Origin of the sequence: Streptomyces sp. NPDC020965 (genome assembly GCF_044333555.1) — a bacterium.
In the GTDB taxonomy this organism is placed as follows: domain Bacteria; phylum Actinomycetota; class Actinomycetes; order Streptomycetales; family Streptomycetaceae; genus Streptomyces.
In genome coordinates this window covers 65,657-81,853 of record NZ_JBIRRE010000016.1, presented here as the reverse complement: position 1 = coordinate 81,853, position 16,197 = coordinate 65,657, and the positions used below count along the sequence as shown (strand labels likewise).

8 protein-coding genes and 2 pseudogenes are annotated in these 16,197 nt (G+C 70.0%); 5 read left to right on the top strand and 5 right to left on the bottom strand.

Going from position 1 to position 16,197, the window contains the following annotated elements; all coding sequences use genetic code 11:
- Positions 1-15: 15 nt before the first annotated feature.
- A complete protein-coding gene (locus tag ACH4S7_RS33905; protein ID WP_398525231.1) occupies positions 16-621 on the top strand; it encodes a GPP34 family phosphoprotein in 606 nt (201 codons plus the stop codon).
- Positions 622-1,167: 546 nt separating this feature from the next.
- A complete protein-coding gene (locus ACH4S7_RS33900) occupies positions 1,168-1,797 on the top strand; it encodes a class I SAM-dependent methyltransferase (RefSeq protein ID WP_398525230.1) in 630 nt (209 codons plus the stop codon).
- A 60-nt stretch (positions 1,798-1,857) separates the two neighbouring features.
- On the opposite strand, the gene ACH4S7_RS33895 is transcribed toward ACH4S7_RS33900, so the two are convergent.
- Both ACH4S7_RS33895 and ACH4S7_RS33890 read right to left on the bottom strand, forming a co-directional pair.
- A complete protein-coding gene (locus ACH4S7_RS33895) occupies positions 1,858-2,337 on the bottom strand; it encodes an OsmC family protein (protein ID WP_398525229.1) in 480 nt (159 codons plus the stop codon).
- A 226-nt stretch (positions 2,338-2,563) separates the two neighbouring features.
- The gene (locus ACH4S7_RS33890; protein WP_398525228.1) at positions 2,564-4,954 is read right to left on the bottom strand and encodes a SpoIIE family protein phosphatase; all 2,391 of its coding nucleotides are present in this window, start codon (positions 4,952-4,954) and stop codon (positions 2,564-2,566) included.
- A 714-nt stretch (positions 4,955-5,668) separates the two neighbouring features.
- Here ACH4S7_RS33890 and ACH4S7_RS33885 point away from each other — a divergent pair.
- Together ACH4S7_RS33885 and ACH4S7_RS33880 are read left to right on the top strand one after the other, a co-directional pair.
- A pseudogene (locus tag ACH4S7_RS33885) lies at positions 5,669-5,974 on the top strand (alpha/beta hydrolase); the annotation flags it as partial.
- A 73-nt stretch (positions 5,975-6,047) separates the two neighbouring features.
- Positions 6,048-6,228, top strand: a pseudogene (locus ACH4S7_RS33880) (alpha/beta fold hydrolase); the annotation flags it as partial.
- 201 nt (positions 6,229-6,429) lie between these two features.
- Here ACH4S7_RS33880 and ACH4S7_RS33875 read toward each other — a convergent pair.
- On the bottom strand, positions 6,430-7,137 hold the full coding sequence (locus tag ACH4S7_RS33875; protein WP_398525227.1) for a MerR family transcriptional regulator: 708 nt from the start codon (positions 7,135-7,137) through the stop codon (positions 6,430-6,432).
- A 59-nt stretch (positions 7,138-7,196) separates the two neighbouring features.
- Here ACH4S7_RS33875 and ACH4S7_RS33870 point away from each other — a divergent pair, with 59 nt between their 5' ends.
- Positions 7,197-8,504 (top strand): flavin-containing monooxygenase, encoded by a 1,308-nt coding sequence (locus tag ACH4S7_RS33870; RefSeq protein ID WP_398525226.1) that lies wholly within the window; start codon positions 7,197-7,199, stop codon positions 8,502-8,504.
- Positions 8,505-8,695: 191 nt separating this feature from the next.
- On the opposite strand, the gene ACH4S7_RS33865 is transcribed toward ACH4S7_RS33870, so the two are convergent.
- Together ACH4S7_RS33865 and ACH4S7_RS33860 are read right to left on the bottom strand one after the other, a co-directional pair.
- Positions 8,696-10,582, bottom strand: coding sequence for an NACHT domain-containing protein (locus tag ACH4S7_RS33865; RefSeq protein ID WP_398525225.1), 1,887 nt, complete (start codon positions 10,580-10,582; stop codon positions 8,696-8,698).
- Between the two features lie 1,045 nt (positions 10,583-11,627).
- On the bottom strand, positions 11,628-15,956 hold the full coding sequence (locus tag ACH4S7_RS33860) for a DNRLRE domain-containing protein (RefSeq protein ID WP_398525224.1): 4,329 nt from the start codon (positions 15,954-15,956) through the stop codon (positions 11,628-11,630).
- Positions 15,957-16,197: the final 241 nt, after the last annotated feature.

Sequence of the window (16,197 nt, the reverse complement as noted above, 5' to 3'; positions counted from 1 at the left end):
TGAGGGGAGCCGTTCATGACCACGGCGAAAGACTTGTTCATCATCGCCATGGACCCGGGGGCGGAGTGTTCCGTGGGACAGGGCGACCTGTCGCTCGCACTCGCGGGAGCCGAACTGATCGATCTCATCGGTGCGGGGACGGTCGCCGTGGACGACGACCGCATCGTGCCGGATGCGCCGCCGGCACTGGACGATCGGCTCGCGACCGAGGCCGCGGCAGGACTCATCCGGCAGACGCCCTACGAGCGGATCGAGGACTGGCTGTGGCGTCGGGGCCGGGACCTGTCGGCCGCGTACCAGGCCGCACTGGAGGAGGACGGCGAACTGACCCGCAGGAGAAGCGGCGGATCGCCCTTCGGTCCGCGACGTGTGGAACCGGTCGACACGCCCGCACGCCGCCTGGCGGTCTCCCGCTGGGAGGAGAGGGAACCCGTCCTGAGCGCCCTCGCCGCGGCCGTGGGCATCGGCGCCGAACGATCCGACGACGAGCCCGGCCTCGCTGACGAGGCGGTGACTGCCGTGGTGGCCGCTGTCCATGATGCCGTGATGGAGCTGGAGGCCGTACGCCAGAGGCGCTCCATCGAGAGCGCCGCCTTCGCCAATCTCTGGCGCGGAGTGTGAGCCGGCTGCGGAGGGCGCGGCCGAGGCCGCCAGATCTCGATGCGTAGTCACGATGGTCTGGTGCACATAGCAATCCCCGGAAGGCGTCGTCCGTCCCCCGGCCCCCGGGAACCCGGTTTTTCGGACAGGTCGGGTCCGGGCTGCGGAGATCCCCGTGACAGGGCGCGCGTTGGGCCGGCCGTATGACACAACTCGACCTGCCACGGCCACGGGTGGTTGTAGACCGGGCACCGGTTCGCGTTCGCGGTCGACGGCAGGCAGTGGAGCGGTCCGTACCCGAATGATGTGCCTCACTCGGTCTTCGACTGGTGCCCCGATGTTGCGAGTGACCCTTCGATGAACATCGGCATGCGCGAACTGGACGTCAACGGTGCATCCGACAAGGCGCTCCGCCTCGTCCTGTAGCGTTGCTCCAGGCCCTGCTGGTCCCGTCGCGGAGCCGGGTGGTGGTCTTGTCATCGCAGTGGGGCGAGCCTGCTACGACGAGTGCGGGATTCGACACGGGGTCGGAGAGCAACTGCCAACCGGGGGTGTTAACTTCGTCCCGTGACGGAGCACCAGCATGAGACCAGGGTGGCCTACGACGGGATCGTCGAGGTGTATGCATCGATGTTCGCTGATCGGCTGGAGACGCAGCCGATCGCGCGGAACATGATCAGGACTTTTGCCGAGCTGGTGCGCGGAACGGGAAACCCGCGGGTGGCCGACGTCGGCTGCGGGCCTGGACATCTGACAGCCATGCTGCACGACCTGGGGCTGGAAGCCTTCGGGGTTGACCTCTCCCCGGCCATGGTCGACCACGCCCGGCGAACCCAGCCGGCGCTGCGGTTCGACGAGGCGCGCATGGAGGCCCTCCCCGTCGAGGACGGCACGCTCGGCGGAGTGCTGGCCCACTACTCGATGATCCACACCCCGCCTGAGGAACTCCCCGCGCTCCTCGCCGAGCAGGTGCGTGTCCTGGCACCGGGTGGCCTGCTCCTGGTCTCGTTCTACGGGACCGAGGGGACCGAGCCGGTCCGCTTCGACCACAAGGTGACGCCCGCCTACAGTTGGCCGGCGGACCGGTTCGCCGAGCTGCTGGCCGGGGCCGGGCTCGTCACCTTCGCCCGACTGCTCCATGACCCGGCCTCCGAGCGGGGCTTCCTCGACGCCCACTTGCTGGCCCGCCTCCCCTAGGAAGTGCGTGGTGGGGCGTTGGTCGGCCTGCCCTGTGAGCCGGGTGGTGCCGAACGCCGCTCAGTTCTCCTGGACCCGGATCACGGGTGCGTGGGTGATGGGGAAGTTCACCGAGCGGGCGATGAAGCACACGGCGGGCACGTCACCGTGGAGCGAGCGGGCGTTCTTCACCATCGACGCGTCGGCCACCGTCACCTCGGGGCGCAGGACGACCTCGGTGATGCGGCCGCCTTCGCCGCCCTTGTCCATGGTCATGACTCCATGGGCGTGGTCCTCGTAGTCGGTGACGGTGACCCCGCCGACAGCACAGAGGTGGAGATACCAGAGCATGTGGCACTGGGCGACGGAGGCCACGAGCAACTCCTCAGGATTCCAGCGCGCCGGATCGCCGCGGAACGCGGGATCTGAGGAGGCGGCGATCCCGGCCTTGCCCTCGGCCAGCACCTCATGATCCCGGCTGAAGGAACGGTAACTGTCCGTGCCCGATCCGAGGTTGCCCGTCCACTCGACCGTGACGTCGTAGGTATGTGTTGTCGTCATGGGCCAGAGCTTAGAAGGCGCCGGTGAACCAGGTGCATCCGCCTCAGGACACCTTTCGCCGTCCGCCGGGGGGAACAGCGGGGCCGAGGGAGATGGGCCCGTGCTGCTGGGGGAGAACGATGACGTCGACGTTCAGACCCCGGACCACAGCCCAGACCAAGGTCGCAGCGGCCGGACGGTATGTCGTCCGCCCGGCCGCGGTGCTCCGGTGGGCGCTCATCGATCGCTACGGCTGGAGTGCGCGGCGGATCAGCAGGATCGCCACATCGTCGTATCCGGGGTGGGTGAATGTGCCTGAGATGAGGAGGTCGGCGAGTTCCTCCAGATCGGCGGAGCCGTCGGAGTCGGCGGCGCGGGTGTCGCTGGCATGGCGCATCCACTGGCCGAAGGCGGTGGACACTGCGGCCACGGCCTGGTCGTACGGTCGGTCGGGGCGGTCCACCAGCCCGTCCGTGTAGAGCAGCAGGGCCTCGCCGGGCCGGAGCTGTCCGTGGAAGACCGGGTAGCCGTCGTCAGGGGCGTAGCCGAGGGGGAGTGCGCCGGGTACGTCCAGTTCGTGCACGGTTCCGTCGGGCCCGGACTGGAGTGGGCTGGGGTGACCGGCCCGTACGATCCGGAGCTGCCCGGCGGGCGGGGCCACGTCGACGATGCAACAGGTGGCGAATCGCTCGGTGTCCAGGCCCCACAGCGTCTGATTTCCGCGTGCCATCAGGTGCTCGGCCCGGTAGCCGTCCGATGAGTGTGCCCGCAGAGCGGTGCGGAGCTGTCCCATGACCCCGGCGGCCTGTGCGCTGTGGCCCTGGACGTCGCCGATGACGAACGAGGCGCCGCCGTCCTGGCGCGGCATCATGTCGAACCAGTCGCCCCCGACCTGCATCCCCTCGGCGGCGGGGAGGTAGCGGGCGGCGATCTCGAAGCCGGGTAGCCGGCCCAGCGCGCGCGGCATCATCAGCTCCTGAAGTTCGGTCATCCGGTGCCGGTAGACGTCGGAGAGCCGGGCGCGGGCCAGCGACTGGGCGAGGAGGCCGCCGACGGCGGCGATGATGATCTGGTCGTCGGGGCCGAAGGCGTGCGCCCCCTCGTACGAGATCAGGCAGGTGCCGATCGTGCCGTCGGCTGAGGTCAGCGGCAGGATCACCAGGGCCATGTGCTTCTGGGCGGGCCGCACCGCAGGATCGGGGAAGCGCCGGAGGTACTCCTCACGGGTGCGGAAGAAGAGGGGCTCTCCTGTGCGCAGGGCGGTGGCCATCGGGCCGTCGTCCTCCACGCCGAAGAGTCGGAGCCGTTCCATGGTCTCCTCGGGGTAGCCAGCCGCGCCCGTGAGCAGGAGGCGTCCCTCGTGCTCGATGTGGATGGCGATGGCCTGTGCGCCCAGTTCGGGCAGGACGGTGCCCGTCATGGCGTCAAGGACGTCCTCGGTCGTCAGTGCCGCGGCGAAGGCGCTGGTCACACTGAGGACGAACTCCCTGCGGGTCTCGCGGCGGGCCGCACGTTCCCGTTGCTCAGTGATGTCCCAGACCACGCCGATCATGGTCCGGGACTCATCAGCCGCTGAGAGTTCGACGGTGCCCTTCGCCTCCAGCCAGTGATGACTGCCGTCGGGCCAGACGGCCCGGCAGACGACGTGGTACTCGCCGGTCTCCAGGCTCTCCTCCATGGCCTGGGCCACGGTAGCCCGGTCGTCCGGGTGGATGGCCTTCTGGAAGGTCGAGATGCGTGAGTCGAACTCTTCGGACCGGATGCCGAACAGTTTGACCGTGCGTTCGTCCCAGGCGACCGTGTCCGTGTCGATGTCCCACTCGAAGGCGCCGATGTTCCCGCTCGACATGGCGAGTTCCAGCCGGGTGCGGCGGCTCAACCGGCCCGCGGCGGAATCGGCCGCCGTCTCGGCGGGCTGCTCCGACTGCTCCAGTACGAGGAGGTGCTCCAGCCGGTGCGCGAACACGTCGGCCACCATGGCAAGCAGTTGATCGTCATCGGGGCTGAGCCTGCTGGACCGGTGGAACCGTACGACGAGCCCGCCGAGGCACCGGTCGTCGACGAGCAGGGGCAGCACCACGTACTCCATGGCGACGTTCAGCATGTCGCCGAGGTCGGGGTACCGCACCATGAGTTCCTCGGCCGTGCCGTAGACGGTCCGCCGTTCCCGTACAGCGATGGCCAGTGGCAGCGTGGAGTCCGGGGCGACCACGGGGAACCGCTCGATGATCTCCGTGTGCACGCCCCGGTGCCCGGCGAGGCGGAGCCAGCCGTCCTCGTCGGCGATGAAGACCGCCCCCGCGTCCGGGGCGATGCCCACGAGCGCCACATCGATTGCGGTGGCCAGCAGGGTATCCGCGTCGGGGCAGCTCAGGAGCCGGATGACGCTCTCGCGGAGGGTGGGCTGCGCGGACCGGATCCCGGCTGGGTAGCCCGCCGTGGCGGGTGCCCCGCCCGTGCCCGGAGCTTCGCCCGTCTCCTGCGCCTTCGCGGTCCCGGCCCGGGTGGGGGCATCGCCGGTGGCGGCCTCATGGCCACGCGGCGAGGGGGTGGCGGCCTCCGTCGGCGCGGGGTGCCGGGCTGCGGGGGACCGCGGCATCGGCTCGTCCCCGATGCCGGAGCTGCCCTGCGCTGCCACTGCCCACCTCCTCACCCGCACGGGAGCGGAAGACGCGAGACGGCCCGGTCGACGCCTCACGCCCGTACAGCCGGACGAACCCGTCGGACCACCGCCTCAACCGGCCCGCCGCCATCGACGTAGAGCTATATCGCCTATTTTGCACCCCGACCGTCGGGTTTGTGATGTGAGAATCGGGTAGCGGGTCTCTCTGGGCTGGTGGCCGGAGACCCAGGACACCAGGCGGGGCCCCCGGGGACAGGGATGGTGGAGTCGCGCCGATGAGGTGAAGGGCGGCGGTGCCGTCGACCCGTCCGGCCGTTCCGGACAGGACCGGGAGCGAGGCGGAGGGGTCCTCCGTTCGTCGTAGGCCGCTCGGAGACGGTCGGCGGGTCGTGGCTGACGGCGGCCCCGCAGCGATGGGGGCCGCCCGGTCGGCGACTGGTGCCGAAGAGGACGTCGAGGAGTGGGTCACTGGCGGCGCATCACCGGCCACCCCCTGAGTTCATGGGGCCCAGGGCCCCCAGCCCGTCGTAGGCCATCGGACCCGCTGTGGTGGCGCGCCTACGCTGGCGGACCACGGCGCCCACTGCTACTTTGCCGGAGGCCGTGCGAGACGAGGAGGAGGTGGTGCCCGTGAACGCAGTGTCGACATGGCTGCTCCCCTCCGGGGTCACGGTCGGGCGATAGGTCGTCCGGGAGCGCCGTTCGCGAGCACCCCCGAAAGGCGCAGCCATGCAATTCACGTCTCAACAGCGCCTCCAGGGCGGTGTCATCGAGCGCGAGTTCACCCTCGGCGAGATCCCCGGCACCTTGTGGACGCCTCAGCGCGCACCGGCTCCGCTGATCCTGATGGCCCACAACAACGGTCTGCCCAAGGGGGCGTCCCGGCTGGTGGCCCGAGCCCGGCACGCCGCGGCGGGCGGCTACGCGGTGGCCACCATCGACGCAGCGGGGTGTGGTGACCGGCCCCGTTCCGCCGCCGACGAGCGGGCCCGCGCCGACCTCGGCCGCACGATCCGGGCCGGCGAGCCGGTTGACGCTCGAAGCCCTCGGCCGCCTGGTCGACCAGGGCGGACTCCGGCCGGTGATCGGCGCCGTGCTCCCGCTGGCCATGCTCTCGGTCTGGGGCCGTAACGATGAAATCTTCGGCCCGGCGGGGGGCGCGGGCCTTCGCCCGCGACGCCAAGGACGCGGAAGTGCACCTGATCAACGGCGGTCACTTCCTGCTGGAGAGCCACCTGGACGTCGTCGCGGGTTACCTGCGCGGCTTCCTCGGACGAGTGCTGGCATGAAGCAGGGCCGGGGGCTGGAGACAGGGCCTTCGCAGGCCACCACGCCAGCCCCGACCCAGCCAGGAGCTGTTTCAGGTGTGGAGCATGTGGCTGACGTGATGTGCTTCAGCCGCATGAGCGACCCTCGGAGGTGGAGTCCTGCCTCGTGGCTTGCGGAGTCGTCGTCACGGCGGTGGTGAGCAGCGCGAGCACGACGAGAGGTCATGAACGGTCGGACCCTTCGGGAGTCGGAACGGACGTGCCACCACGCCGTGACCGGTACGCGCGTTGGCGGCAGGCGGCCGAACAGTAGGTACGGGGCCGGCCACGGGAGGACGGCACGACCGACCCCCGGCAACCGGGGCAGCACGCCGGCACTTTGACACCCGGCCTTTCGTCACCCGGCGGATGCTTCACCAGGGTTTCGTCACGGGCCGCCGTCCCCTCCCACCGCGCCCCACCGTCCCGGGCGGCGCGAGCCGCGGTGATGAGATCGGCACCGGGGACACGCCCGCGCGGGGTGTGCGCGGACAGTTCGGACTCCAGGACGGGACAGTGCCGCACGATGTCGTCGTCCTCACAGAGCCGGAGATGGCGGAGGTACTCCAGGGCGGCCTCCGATTGCCTGATCCGCTGCTCCAGCAGCTCCATCTGCTCGTCGATGGTGTGCTGCCAGGTATTGAGCGGGACCTTTCCCGAGGTGACGACGGCTGCCTGGTCCAGCGGCATCCGCCCCACCACACAGCACAGATAGGCGAGACCGATCCTGCGGAGTCCGGCCTCGTCGTACAGCCGCTTGCCGCCGACGCGGGCGGGTGGGTCGAGCACGCCCTGCTGCTCCCACCACCGCACCGTGGACACCGCGAGGCCGTACAGCGCCGCAGCTTCGCCGATGGAGACACCTCGTCGCATCACGCGTCCAGTTGACATCAAGTCAACTTCACTATGCAAGCTCCGAGTACTCATCCATTCGGCAGGGAGGATCGATCGTGTCAGAGGTCGAATACGCGGAGACCGTCATCATCGGCGCCGGCCAGCAGGGGTGCGGGGTGGCCGCGTCGCTGCAGGAGTTGGGCCGTGAATCCGTTGTTCTGGAACGGGGGGAGATCGGCCAGGCATGGGGGCGTGAGCGGTGGGACAGCCTGCTGGTGGGGAGCGGAAATCGCTCGGTCCGGTTTCCCGGTTGGGAGTACGACGGCGACGATCCCGACGGTTTCATGCCGGGCCGTGAACTCGCCCGCCATCTGCGCTGCTATGCGGAGAAGCGGGATCTTCAGGTAAGGCAGCACACGGCCGTCCGGGAGGTCGAATGCCCGCCGGACGCCTCCGACCGCGATGAGGTGCGATTCAGGGCCCATCTGTCCGACGGCGGTTCCATCGAATCCCGCAACCTCGTCGTGGCGGTGGGGGGATACGCCGCACCGCGCGTCCCCGCCCTCGCGGCCGATATCGACCCGTCCGTCACACAGATGCATTCGCACCACTACCGCAATTCCGAGTCCTTGCCGGACGGCGCCGTCCTGGTGGTGGGCGCGGGAATCAGCGGACAGCAGATCGCCGACGAACTGGCGGACGCCGGGCGCGGTGTATTCCTGTCGGTCGGCCGGCACGGCGCGTGGCCACGCCATTATCGGGGCCGCAGCCTCCATGAATGGATGTTCGTCTTCGCCCTGGACGAGGAGTACGTCAGGGCGGGCATCGGCGCGGGCACCTCGACGGAGGTGCTGCCCGGCCTGCCGGTGGCGGCCGTCAAGGACGGCAGCGGCGATCTCAACCTCGGCACACTCGCCGGGAAGGGAGTCGTTCTCGTCGGTTCCGCACGCGCGGCGAACGGCCAGACCCTGCTCCTTGAGGACAACGTCGTCGCCATCGCCGAGGCGTCCGCCCGTTCGTTCCGGCAGGTGATCGACACCATTGACACCGGTATACGGGAGCGGGGTTACCCGGTGCCGGAACAGCGCCCGGCACCCGGCGTCGACATGGACCGCATCTCCCCTTACGGAGACAGCCTCGACCTGGCCCGCCAGGGCATCACCTCGATCATCTGGTGCACCGGATTCGGGCCGGACTACCGGATCCTTCCAGCGCGCCTACTCGATGACCATGGCGCGCCCCTTCAGCGAAAGGGCATCCTCGGGGCGATCCCCGGCCTGTACTACGCCGGACTCCCGGACGGGAACTCACTCGCCCCGGTGGCCATCGGCGCCAATGTCGAGAACGGGCGCTTCATCGCGCGCGGCATACACGTCGACCACGTCATGCGATCCGGATCCCCGGCCTCGGTGATCACACCGTAGGCCCCCATCGCTCCAGCCGTCCTGGCCGGCGATGGCGACGGTGTCCTTCCCCTTCAACCGGCCCGCGGAGGCGAGGCCGAAGCGCAGGGAACGCCCGGTCCAGGCGACCGGGACCCCGACCGGGGCGGAGGTGCGGCTGATCGCCCGGGTGGCGGATTCGGGGGACACCGCCACCGACGCGACCGCCCCGGTCAACTTCGGTCGGAGGCGCGACCGGGCGCGCCGACCGATCCGTGGTGGACGGCCTTCTCGTGGTCCGATGCCAGCTTGTCCTGGAGCCGGGCGTGACGGAACTGGTAGCTGTTCCCTTCCGAACGCAGGATGCCGCGACGGTGGGCGTCGCCGAGGAATCGCATGCCCCGCACCGGGAAGAGGCCGCGGCCGCGGAGTTGGAGGAAGACCAAGGCGGTCCGCAGGCTGTCGGACACGGCGGCGGTGGCGGCGAGGCCGATGGGGAGGGCATGGCCGAGGCCGGTGATCAGTCCGGCGCCCCAGCCGGCCACCCGGGCGTTGCCGTAGCCGAAGGCCAGCCCGAGGCAGAGGCCGGTCGCCACGCCGAAGGTGACGGCGCTTCGCAGGTCTCGGCTCCACGCGGTATCGGGGTCGGTGGGCGTGTCCGTGTCGCAGGAGAACCGGGCCGCTCCGGCCATCGCGCCGAAGGCCAGGGTGCCGACGATCCCCGCGCTGAGTCCGTAGCCGAGGTTCTTGGTGAACCCGTAGGCGAGGCCGATAGCCGTTCCCGCCGCACATCCCGTGCCCAGTGCCACGCGTGAGACCAGGGCCTTCAGCCGGGACCACACTGTCCGTCCCCGGTCGGGGTGGACGCGTGCCGCGTCGAGCGCGGCCATGAGGCCGACGGTGAGCCCGGCTGCCAGACCCCAGACGTAGTGCGTCTGATTGCCGACCGTGAGCATCACCGCGACACCGACGAGCAGTCCGACCGCAGGGTTGGATCTGCGGTGTGGCGCCCCGCGGGTGAGAAACCGCCGGAGCCGGGAGGAACAGGGGTCACGGAATTCGGAGACGATTCCCACCAGCAGCCCGAACAACAGCCCCTGAAAGCCGACGTGCTGGGCGCCGAACCACGGGCCCGTGTTGCCCATGGCCCGGTATGCGCCCGGACCGAAAATCAGGGCACCGCAGAGTGAGCCGATAACGGCTCCGCAGGCCGCGATGGCCGCGATGCGCGGAAACGGCGACGCCCAGTAGTGCAGACGGCGCCAATCCAATCCGTAGTCGCCTCGACGCCCCATTCCGGCCGCGAGGAAACCGAGCCAGCGCCGGGAGTCCGCCGACTCGTACCGGACGAGAGAAGGGCCTGGATCCGGCCGGTAAGCACGCTCCACGAGCCGCTTCAGCAGATCGACCAGAATGTCCTCGCTCCGGGTGAACCTGCCGACGGCGAGGAGCTCACGCACGGTGGGGTCGACAAAGGCATCGTGGACCAGCGATAGCGTCAGCGGTGAGCCAAGAGCGCGGGACAGCTCACTGTGCGGCTGTTCGGCCAGATGTGCGATCAACTGATCCCACGGCTCGGGTACGGACGTGCCGTGACAGCGCCGTACGTAGGCCAGCGCGTCTTCCGGGCGCACGGGCAACAGGGAGATTTCGGCTGCCCCCATGAGATGTCCGGCCCGGGCGAGGTCGAATTTCTCGGGCCGCGAGAGAATCACCACCCGGTAGGTCGCGCTGTGGTCGATCGCTTCGAGGGCGGCCTTGCCCAGCGGTGGCGCCATTTCATCAAAACCGTCCAGGAATAACGCGATCCTGCCGTCCTCGACCAGGCGCCGGGCCGCGTCGCGCCCGAAGGCACGTCGGCGAAGGAATGCGTACCGCGTCTCCAACTGGTCCACCAGCCAGTCCTTGAGATGCTGACGGTCGTGCTCCCAGCCCGTGATGGTCAGCAGCACGGGCACGGGGAAATGGGCGCGCTCGTCTTCGTGGGCTAATGCACACCGGCGCTTGAGGGCATTGAGCACGGTGAGGATCGCGGCCGCGGACTTTCCGCTTCCGGCGGAGCCGAGGACGATGAGTCGACCGGAGCGCGATCCCGCGTACACATCGAGGAGGTCGGCCATTTCGCCCCCCTCGGCCGTGGCGGGAGAGTCCGGGCAGACAGTGCCGGGCAAGGGTTCGAAGGGGTATCCGGCGGCGGGCGATCGCGGTGGGCGACGACGCCAGACCCAGCGCACCTCGACCGCGGGAAAGAGCCTTCTGTCACGCGCCGCCTGAGCCCATTCCTTCTCCACGGCATCGGCCAGGGCATCAGCCGCGGAGACCAACGCGGCCCATCGCCGGGACCGTTCACGAGCGACACCGCGAGGAGGCCGGTCATAGAGGTGGATGTTCCCGTGGACCTGGCCGGTCTGCATGACGGTGCCCGCCCGGCCCGAGAACCGATTGCGCACAGACGGCACTTCCACGCCGTTCCCCTTTTCCGCCCCCACGGGCAGTCTCGTCCACGCCCCGTGTATGTCGCGTCAGCAGCACACGAAGAGCGCCAAGAATGCCATGCCGCCGCCCATGGCCAAGGAGAAACGGACGGTCGTCGACCGGCGGTGGCGGGAGACGGTGTCGCGCACCGGATCCGCTGACGTCGACGGCGGCCCATCCCTCGCCATCGGCCCGCGAGTGCACCCGGTCAGTGCGGTGCCCGAGGGGCGCCGCACTGGCGCGATCCCCTGCTGCTCAGCACGCCTCGCCCCACCCTCGGGGGGCCGCCACCCCATCCGGAGAGTCCGCCGTTGGGGCGGTGAACCTCTGCTGAACGGTCTCCACGGCTACCTCAACGGACGAGCCCCCTGTGGAAGATGAGCGTGCAGCCACCCGTCGACTCAGCCCGCCCGCGCGTGCGGGAACCCAGCGTCACCGTCTCCGGCGCGGGGCGAACAAGGGGGCGTCCCCGTGATGTGGGGACCACAGTTCCTGACCCGTAACGCTCTCCACGTCGCCCGGGAACGTCGCACCCTCGGCCCGGCCGGGTCAGGGCGAAGGGGGCCAACCGGCCTCTGCCGGTTGGCCCCACGACAAGATTTCAGCAGGCTTCTCGGGGCTCCTCCGGGCCGTCACACGACCCATGCCACCGTATCGCTGCGGAGAGCTCCGGATGTAACAGCCGCTTGCTCAACTGCGTTTTCCGGGACGGACGATGCTCACCTTGCTGATGTTCCCAGTCCTCAGCCACTTGCTGAGCGTGGTGGAGTTGCTGCTGCCGTGCTGAAGGATGTTGATCTGACCTGTGTGCACCGTCCAGACGATACCCGCGTGGTTCCACCGCCTGAGGTTCTTGTAGTAGGCGAAGATGACATCGCCTTGGCGGGCGCTGCGCTGGGAGATCTCCTTGCCCGCCCGGTGCTTCTTGAGGTGGTCGCGGTGATTCTGGGTTACGGACCAGGTGAGGCTGTCTCGACGGGTCGTACCGATGTTGTTGCGGAACCAGCGGGAGGGGTTTTGCCGGCCGCCCCGGCGGATCTTCATCTTGCCGCCCCTGTTGAGTGCCTTGGAGACGAAGTTCGTGCAGTCCTGGTCGTAGTCCTCGTCGATGTAAAGGTTTTGCAGGGCCCAGCGCACGGTGCCGCGGCGGTCGGGGGCGGCGCGGGCGGGTGGCTCGGCGATCGGTTCGGCGTTGACGGGGATCATGCCGTCGCTGTCCAACTCGACCAGCGGGGGGTCCTCCTCGACCGGGGGGACGTCGTCGATGCTCACCGTCTCGGGCTCCGCCAGGTGCGCGGCCCGCACCGCGGCCTCGTCCTGGGGCATGGTGGTCTCGACGGCGTCGTCGTCGGCCTCGACGCGCAGGATGCCCTGGTCGAAGACGAAACGGCCGGGCAGTTCGCCCTCTTCCGGTTCCTCGCTGCCGTTGGTGTGGGTGAGGACCGACCGTTCGGTGATCCGGCCGCGGACGACGACGGTGCCGTTCGGGCCGGGTCCGACGAGCAGGTCATTGAAGGTGGTGGTGACGGAGGAGTAGTGGCGGTTGTGCCGGGCGAACGCCTCGCGTTGGCGGTTCAGCTCCGGGGCCTGCTCGGCGAGGAGCGCGCGGAACTTCGCGCCGTGCGGGGAGGACGCCGTGGCCTGGTCCAGCGTGGTGTAGGTGCCCTTGAGGAGGCCGGCCCGGGCGGCGGCGTAGTCCCGTACGGCCTGGGTGTAGGTGTCGCGGTCGGCCAGGGCCTGCGGCTTCACCGGGGCGGTGACCACTGCCGGCGAGGTGCCGTAGGGGGAGGCGGCGGTGATCGTGATGGTGTGGTCGGCGCCGTTGGTGAGACCGGGCACGGTGACCCGGTTCTTCGGCGTGGTGGTGCGGAAGACCTCGGTGGCACCCTGGTGGGCGACCACGGTGTAGGTCAGGGCGCCGTCGGACGAACCGGTGTCGGCCGGGGTGTTCCAGGTGGCCAGAAGGCCGCCGTCGGCTGCCACGGTCTTGATGTCCTCGGCGGCGCCCGGGGCGACCGCCGCGATGTAGTCGATGACCAGCTGGGGACGCTTGGCCGGCTCCGTGGTGCGTGAGGAGTGGTAGACCACGCCGGGGGCGGGGGTCGTCTCGTCACCGGAGCGGAGGCTCAGCCCGTGGTTCTCGTCCCCGGAGCGCCAGGCGTCGATCAGTGAGCCGAGATTGAGTCCGGGGAGGGGCGTGGGCAGCTCGTCGTCTGCCTCGTAGGCGGCCTCGCTGGTGGCGGCGGCCAGGTCCTGGCCGCTCTGCTGCGGGCCCCACGGGTCCGCGAGATCGTGCAGCGTGGCGGCGGGCTCCTCGCATGTCTCGCCATCCGCGCAGTCCACGCGGTGGAGCTTCAGTCGGGCGTTGGTGATCCTGGCGCCGGGCGGTATGGCCGTCAGGTCCGGCTTGAACCAGGTGCGCCAGGAGATCCCGTCCGGGGTGCCGACCAGAAGGTGGTCGTCCTGGACGGCGGCGCACGGCGTGCCTCCGCAGTCCTGGGCGCCGACCGGGGCAGTGGCGTCCACGAGCGCGGCGCCGGAGAGGGTGACCGATTGGGTCTGCGGGACCGGCGCGGTCACCGGGGTTTTGGCGACGAAGGTCCGCTTGGTGGTCCACGGGGAGCACGCCGTGTCGGTGCAGGCACGCATGGCCCATTGGTACGAGGTGCCCGCGGTGAGTGTGCCCGCGGGGACCGTCGTGGCGACCCGGTTGCCACTCTCGGCACCGGCCGGCGGCAGCGTCAGACCGGGCAGTGCGCTGCCCGCGGCGTCGAAGAGCGCGAACTCCGCGTTCAGCACATCCCGGCTGCCGGCCGTGACCACGCCGGAGAGCAGTGGTGCCGCGGTGTCCGTGCCGCCTTCCTGGAGCGATCCGGGGGTGTCGGGCACCAACAGGACGGGGGGCCTGGTGCCCACGCCGAACTGGTACGCGACCACACCGGAGAGCAGTCCGCCGGAGTCCACCGTGCGGATGTACAGGGTGTGCCAGCCGTTGGTGACGGTGACCCTTACCGTCTGCGGCCTGCCGCTGCTGCCGGTCGGGTCGTTCACCGCCTGGGCGGTCGTGGGGTCGTTCAGACCCCAGAGGAAGCCGCGCCCATCAGTGGAGGTGGTGGTGAAGGTGCAGGTGACCTCGCCCGGTGGGACATTGTTCCACTGGTCCTGGGCGAGACCGGGGCAGCTCACCGACGGGCTCGCGGGACGTACGACGTTGACCCCGAACGTGGTGTACGCGCTCCACGGCCCGTACACCAGGCCGTCATGGGCGCGCACCCGCACCCGGTGCGGTCCGGCGCGGAGCTTGTTCGCGGTCGGCAGGGTCAGCTTGGCCGTGGCGCCGGAGGCGACCGCCCCGCTGGTGCCGATCCAGTTGTAGACGGTCCCGTCCGCGGCTGGCTCTCCCACGACCTCGAACTGCGCCTTCACGGGAGCGCCCTCAGGATCGGTGACCTTGGCGGAGAACGTGGGCGTCACCGAGGTGGCGTAGGTCCACTGGTTGAACGGGTTGTACGAGGACGGACTCAACGCGACGCCGGTCGCCGTGGCCGGGAGCGTGTTGTACGTGACGGAGAGCACCGGGACGTTACTCGCGGCGTTGCGTGAGTGGAACTTCTTCCAGCCGAGCGGGTTCGCCTCGTGCGTCGCCCGGATGCCCATGATGTTCTCGGCGTGCGGGTTGGTGGCCCACGCCTGCACAAGAGTCTTCACATTGGCGGTGACCCAGCCGGCTGCGCAGCCGGTGACGGAGCCCTTGGTCTGGGTGGAGGTCGCCCACTTGCGGTTCCAGTTCGGCTGGGCGGTCCAGCGGGTGGCAGTGCTGACGTTGTTGGTGTCCCAGACCTCCCAGGGGGACGCCCCGCAGAACATCGTGGTCGAGGAGCTGTTCCACAGCTTCAGCGTGGCCGCCGTGATCTGCTGGTTCTTCACCGGCTGGGTGTCGAAGCGCAGGAAGGAGCGGGCCACCTGGGAACCGTTGTAGCCGATTCTCAGGTCCTGCGCCGTGGACTGGTCGGTGGTGTAGCCCTCCTGGACGAAGGTGGTGAAGGTGGTCGCCAGGTTCACCGAGGGGTCGACGGTGACCGGGAAGGCCGTCGCCGGGTCGGCCAGGAACGCCGCGCTGGGCCGCAGGGTCAGATCGACCTGGTCGCCGTGCTGGACGAAGGTCATGGCCACGGGGGCGCGGTGGGTGTGCTCGCCGGTCCGTCGGTTCTTACGGGTGTCCCACATGACGGGGGCGGGCATGGTGCCCGCGGCCCTGCCCGTCTTCTTGTCGGTGAAGGTCACCCCGCCACCCTTGGCGGGCTTCGCGGTCAGCCCCTCGGCGCTGAGGGTCATCCGCAGGGTGCCCGCCTGGCTCACGGCCTTACGGGAGCGGAGCTTCAGGAACTGCTCGAAGCCGGTCCGGGTGGCGTCCACCACGAGGTCGGCGTGCGGCAGGGCATCGCGGTAGGTCGCCTGGTTGCCGTCGACACGCGGCGCGGGCAGTGCGCCCCGCCAACCGAGCTCCACCTGCCGGCCCTTACCGCTGGTCAGCGAGACCAGCGGAACCGAGGCGGCGACCGGCGAGGCGGCCTTCAAACGACGGGTGGCCGCCGCGTCGGTCCGCCCAGGAGTGGCGCCGGCAAGCGTGAGCCCGAGCGGATGGGCCTTGGACCCGACTCGCCCGTCCGCCCGCTTGACCAGCCCGACATCGACCGAGGACCAGGAACCGCCCTTCGTACGGAAGCGGATGGGCCCGGCCGCCCGGTCCTCGGTGAGCGTTCCGTCGGGGTTCGCCCACACCGTGCGGGTCTCGGTGCGTTCACCGATGGCCTCGACACGCTTGCCCCGGAGCCGGGCCTGCAGGATCGCGGCCGTGGTGTCGTCTCCGGCCACCGGCTTCCCGGTGGGCCGTGGCGGGGTCGGTCTCTCGGCCGCGATGGCACCGTCCGGTGTTCCTGCCTCAAGCAGCAGCGCGCCGGCGAGTGTGAGGCAGGTACCGATGACCCAGTAACGTCTCAGTATGTGACTATATGTCACAGACTTCCCTTCTCTTGTGTGTGAGGGCGCGCTCGGGTTCGGGGCGGCTGGGCGCCTCGGAGAGCTGCCGACCCCATGGGTGCGGATGGTCACTGGGGGGCGATGGCCCGTGCGGCCTGCGTTCAGCGGATCGCCTCAGGTCTTCGGCCCGCCGCAGGAGGAACCCGTGGCGGTCGTCACGGCGGTCGTCACGAGCCGCGGATCGCGTGGCCGCTTCCTCCCCTCCCCTTCGAGGGCGGCC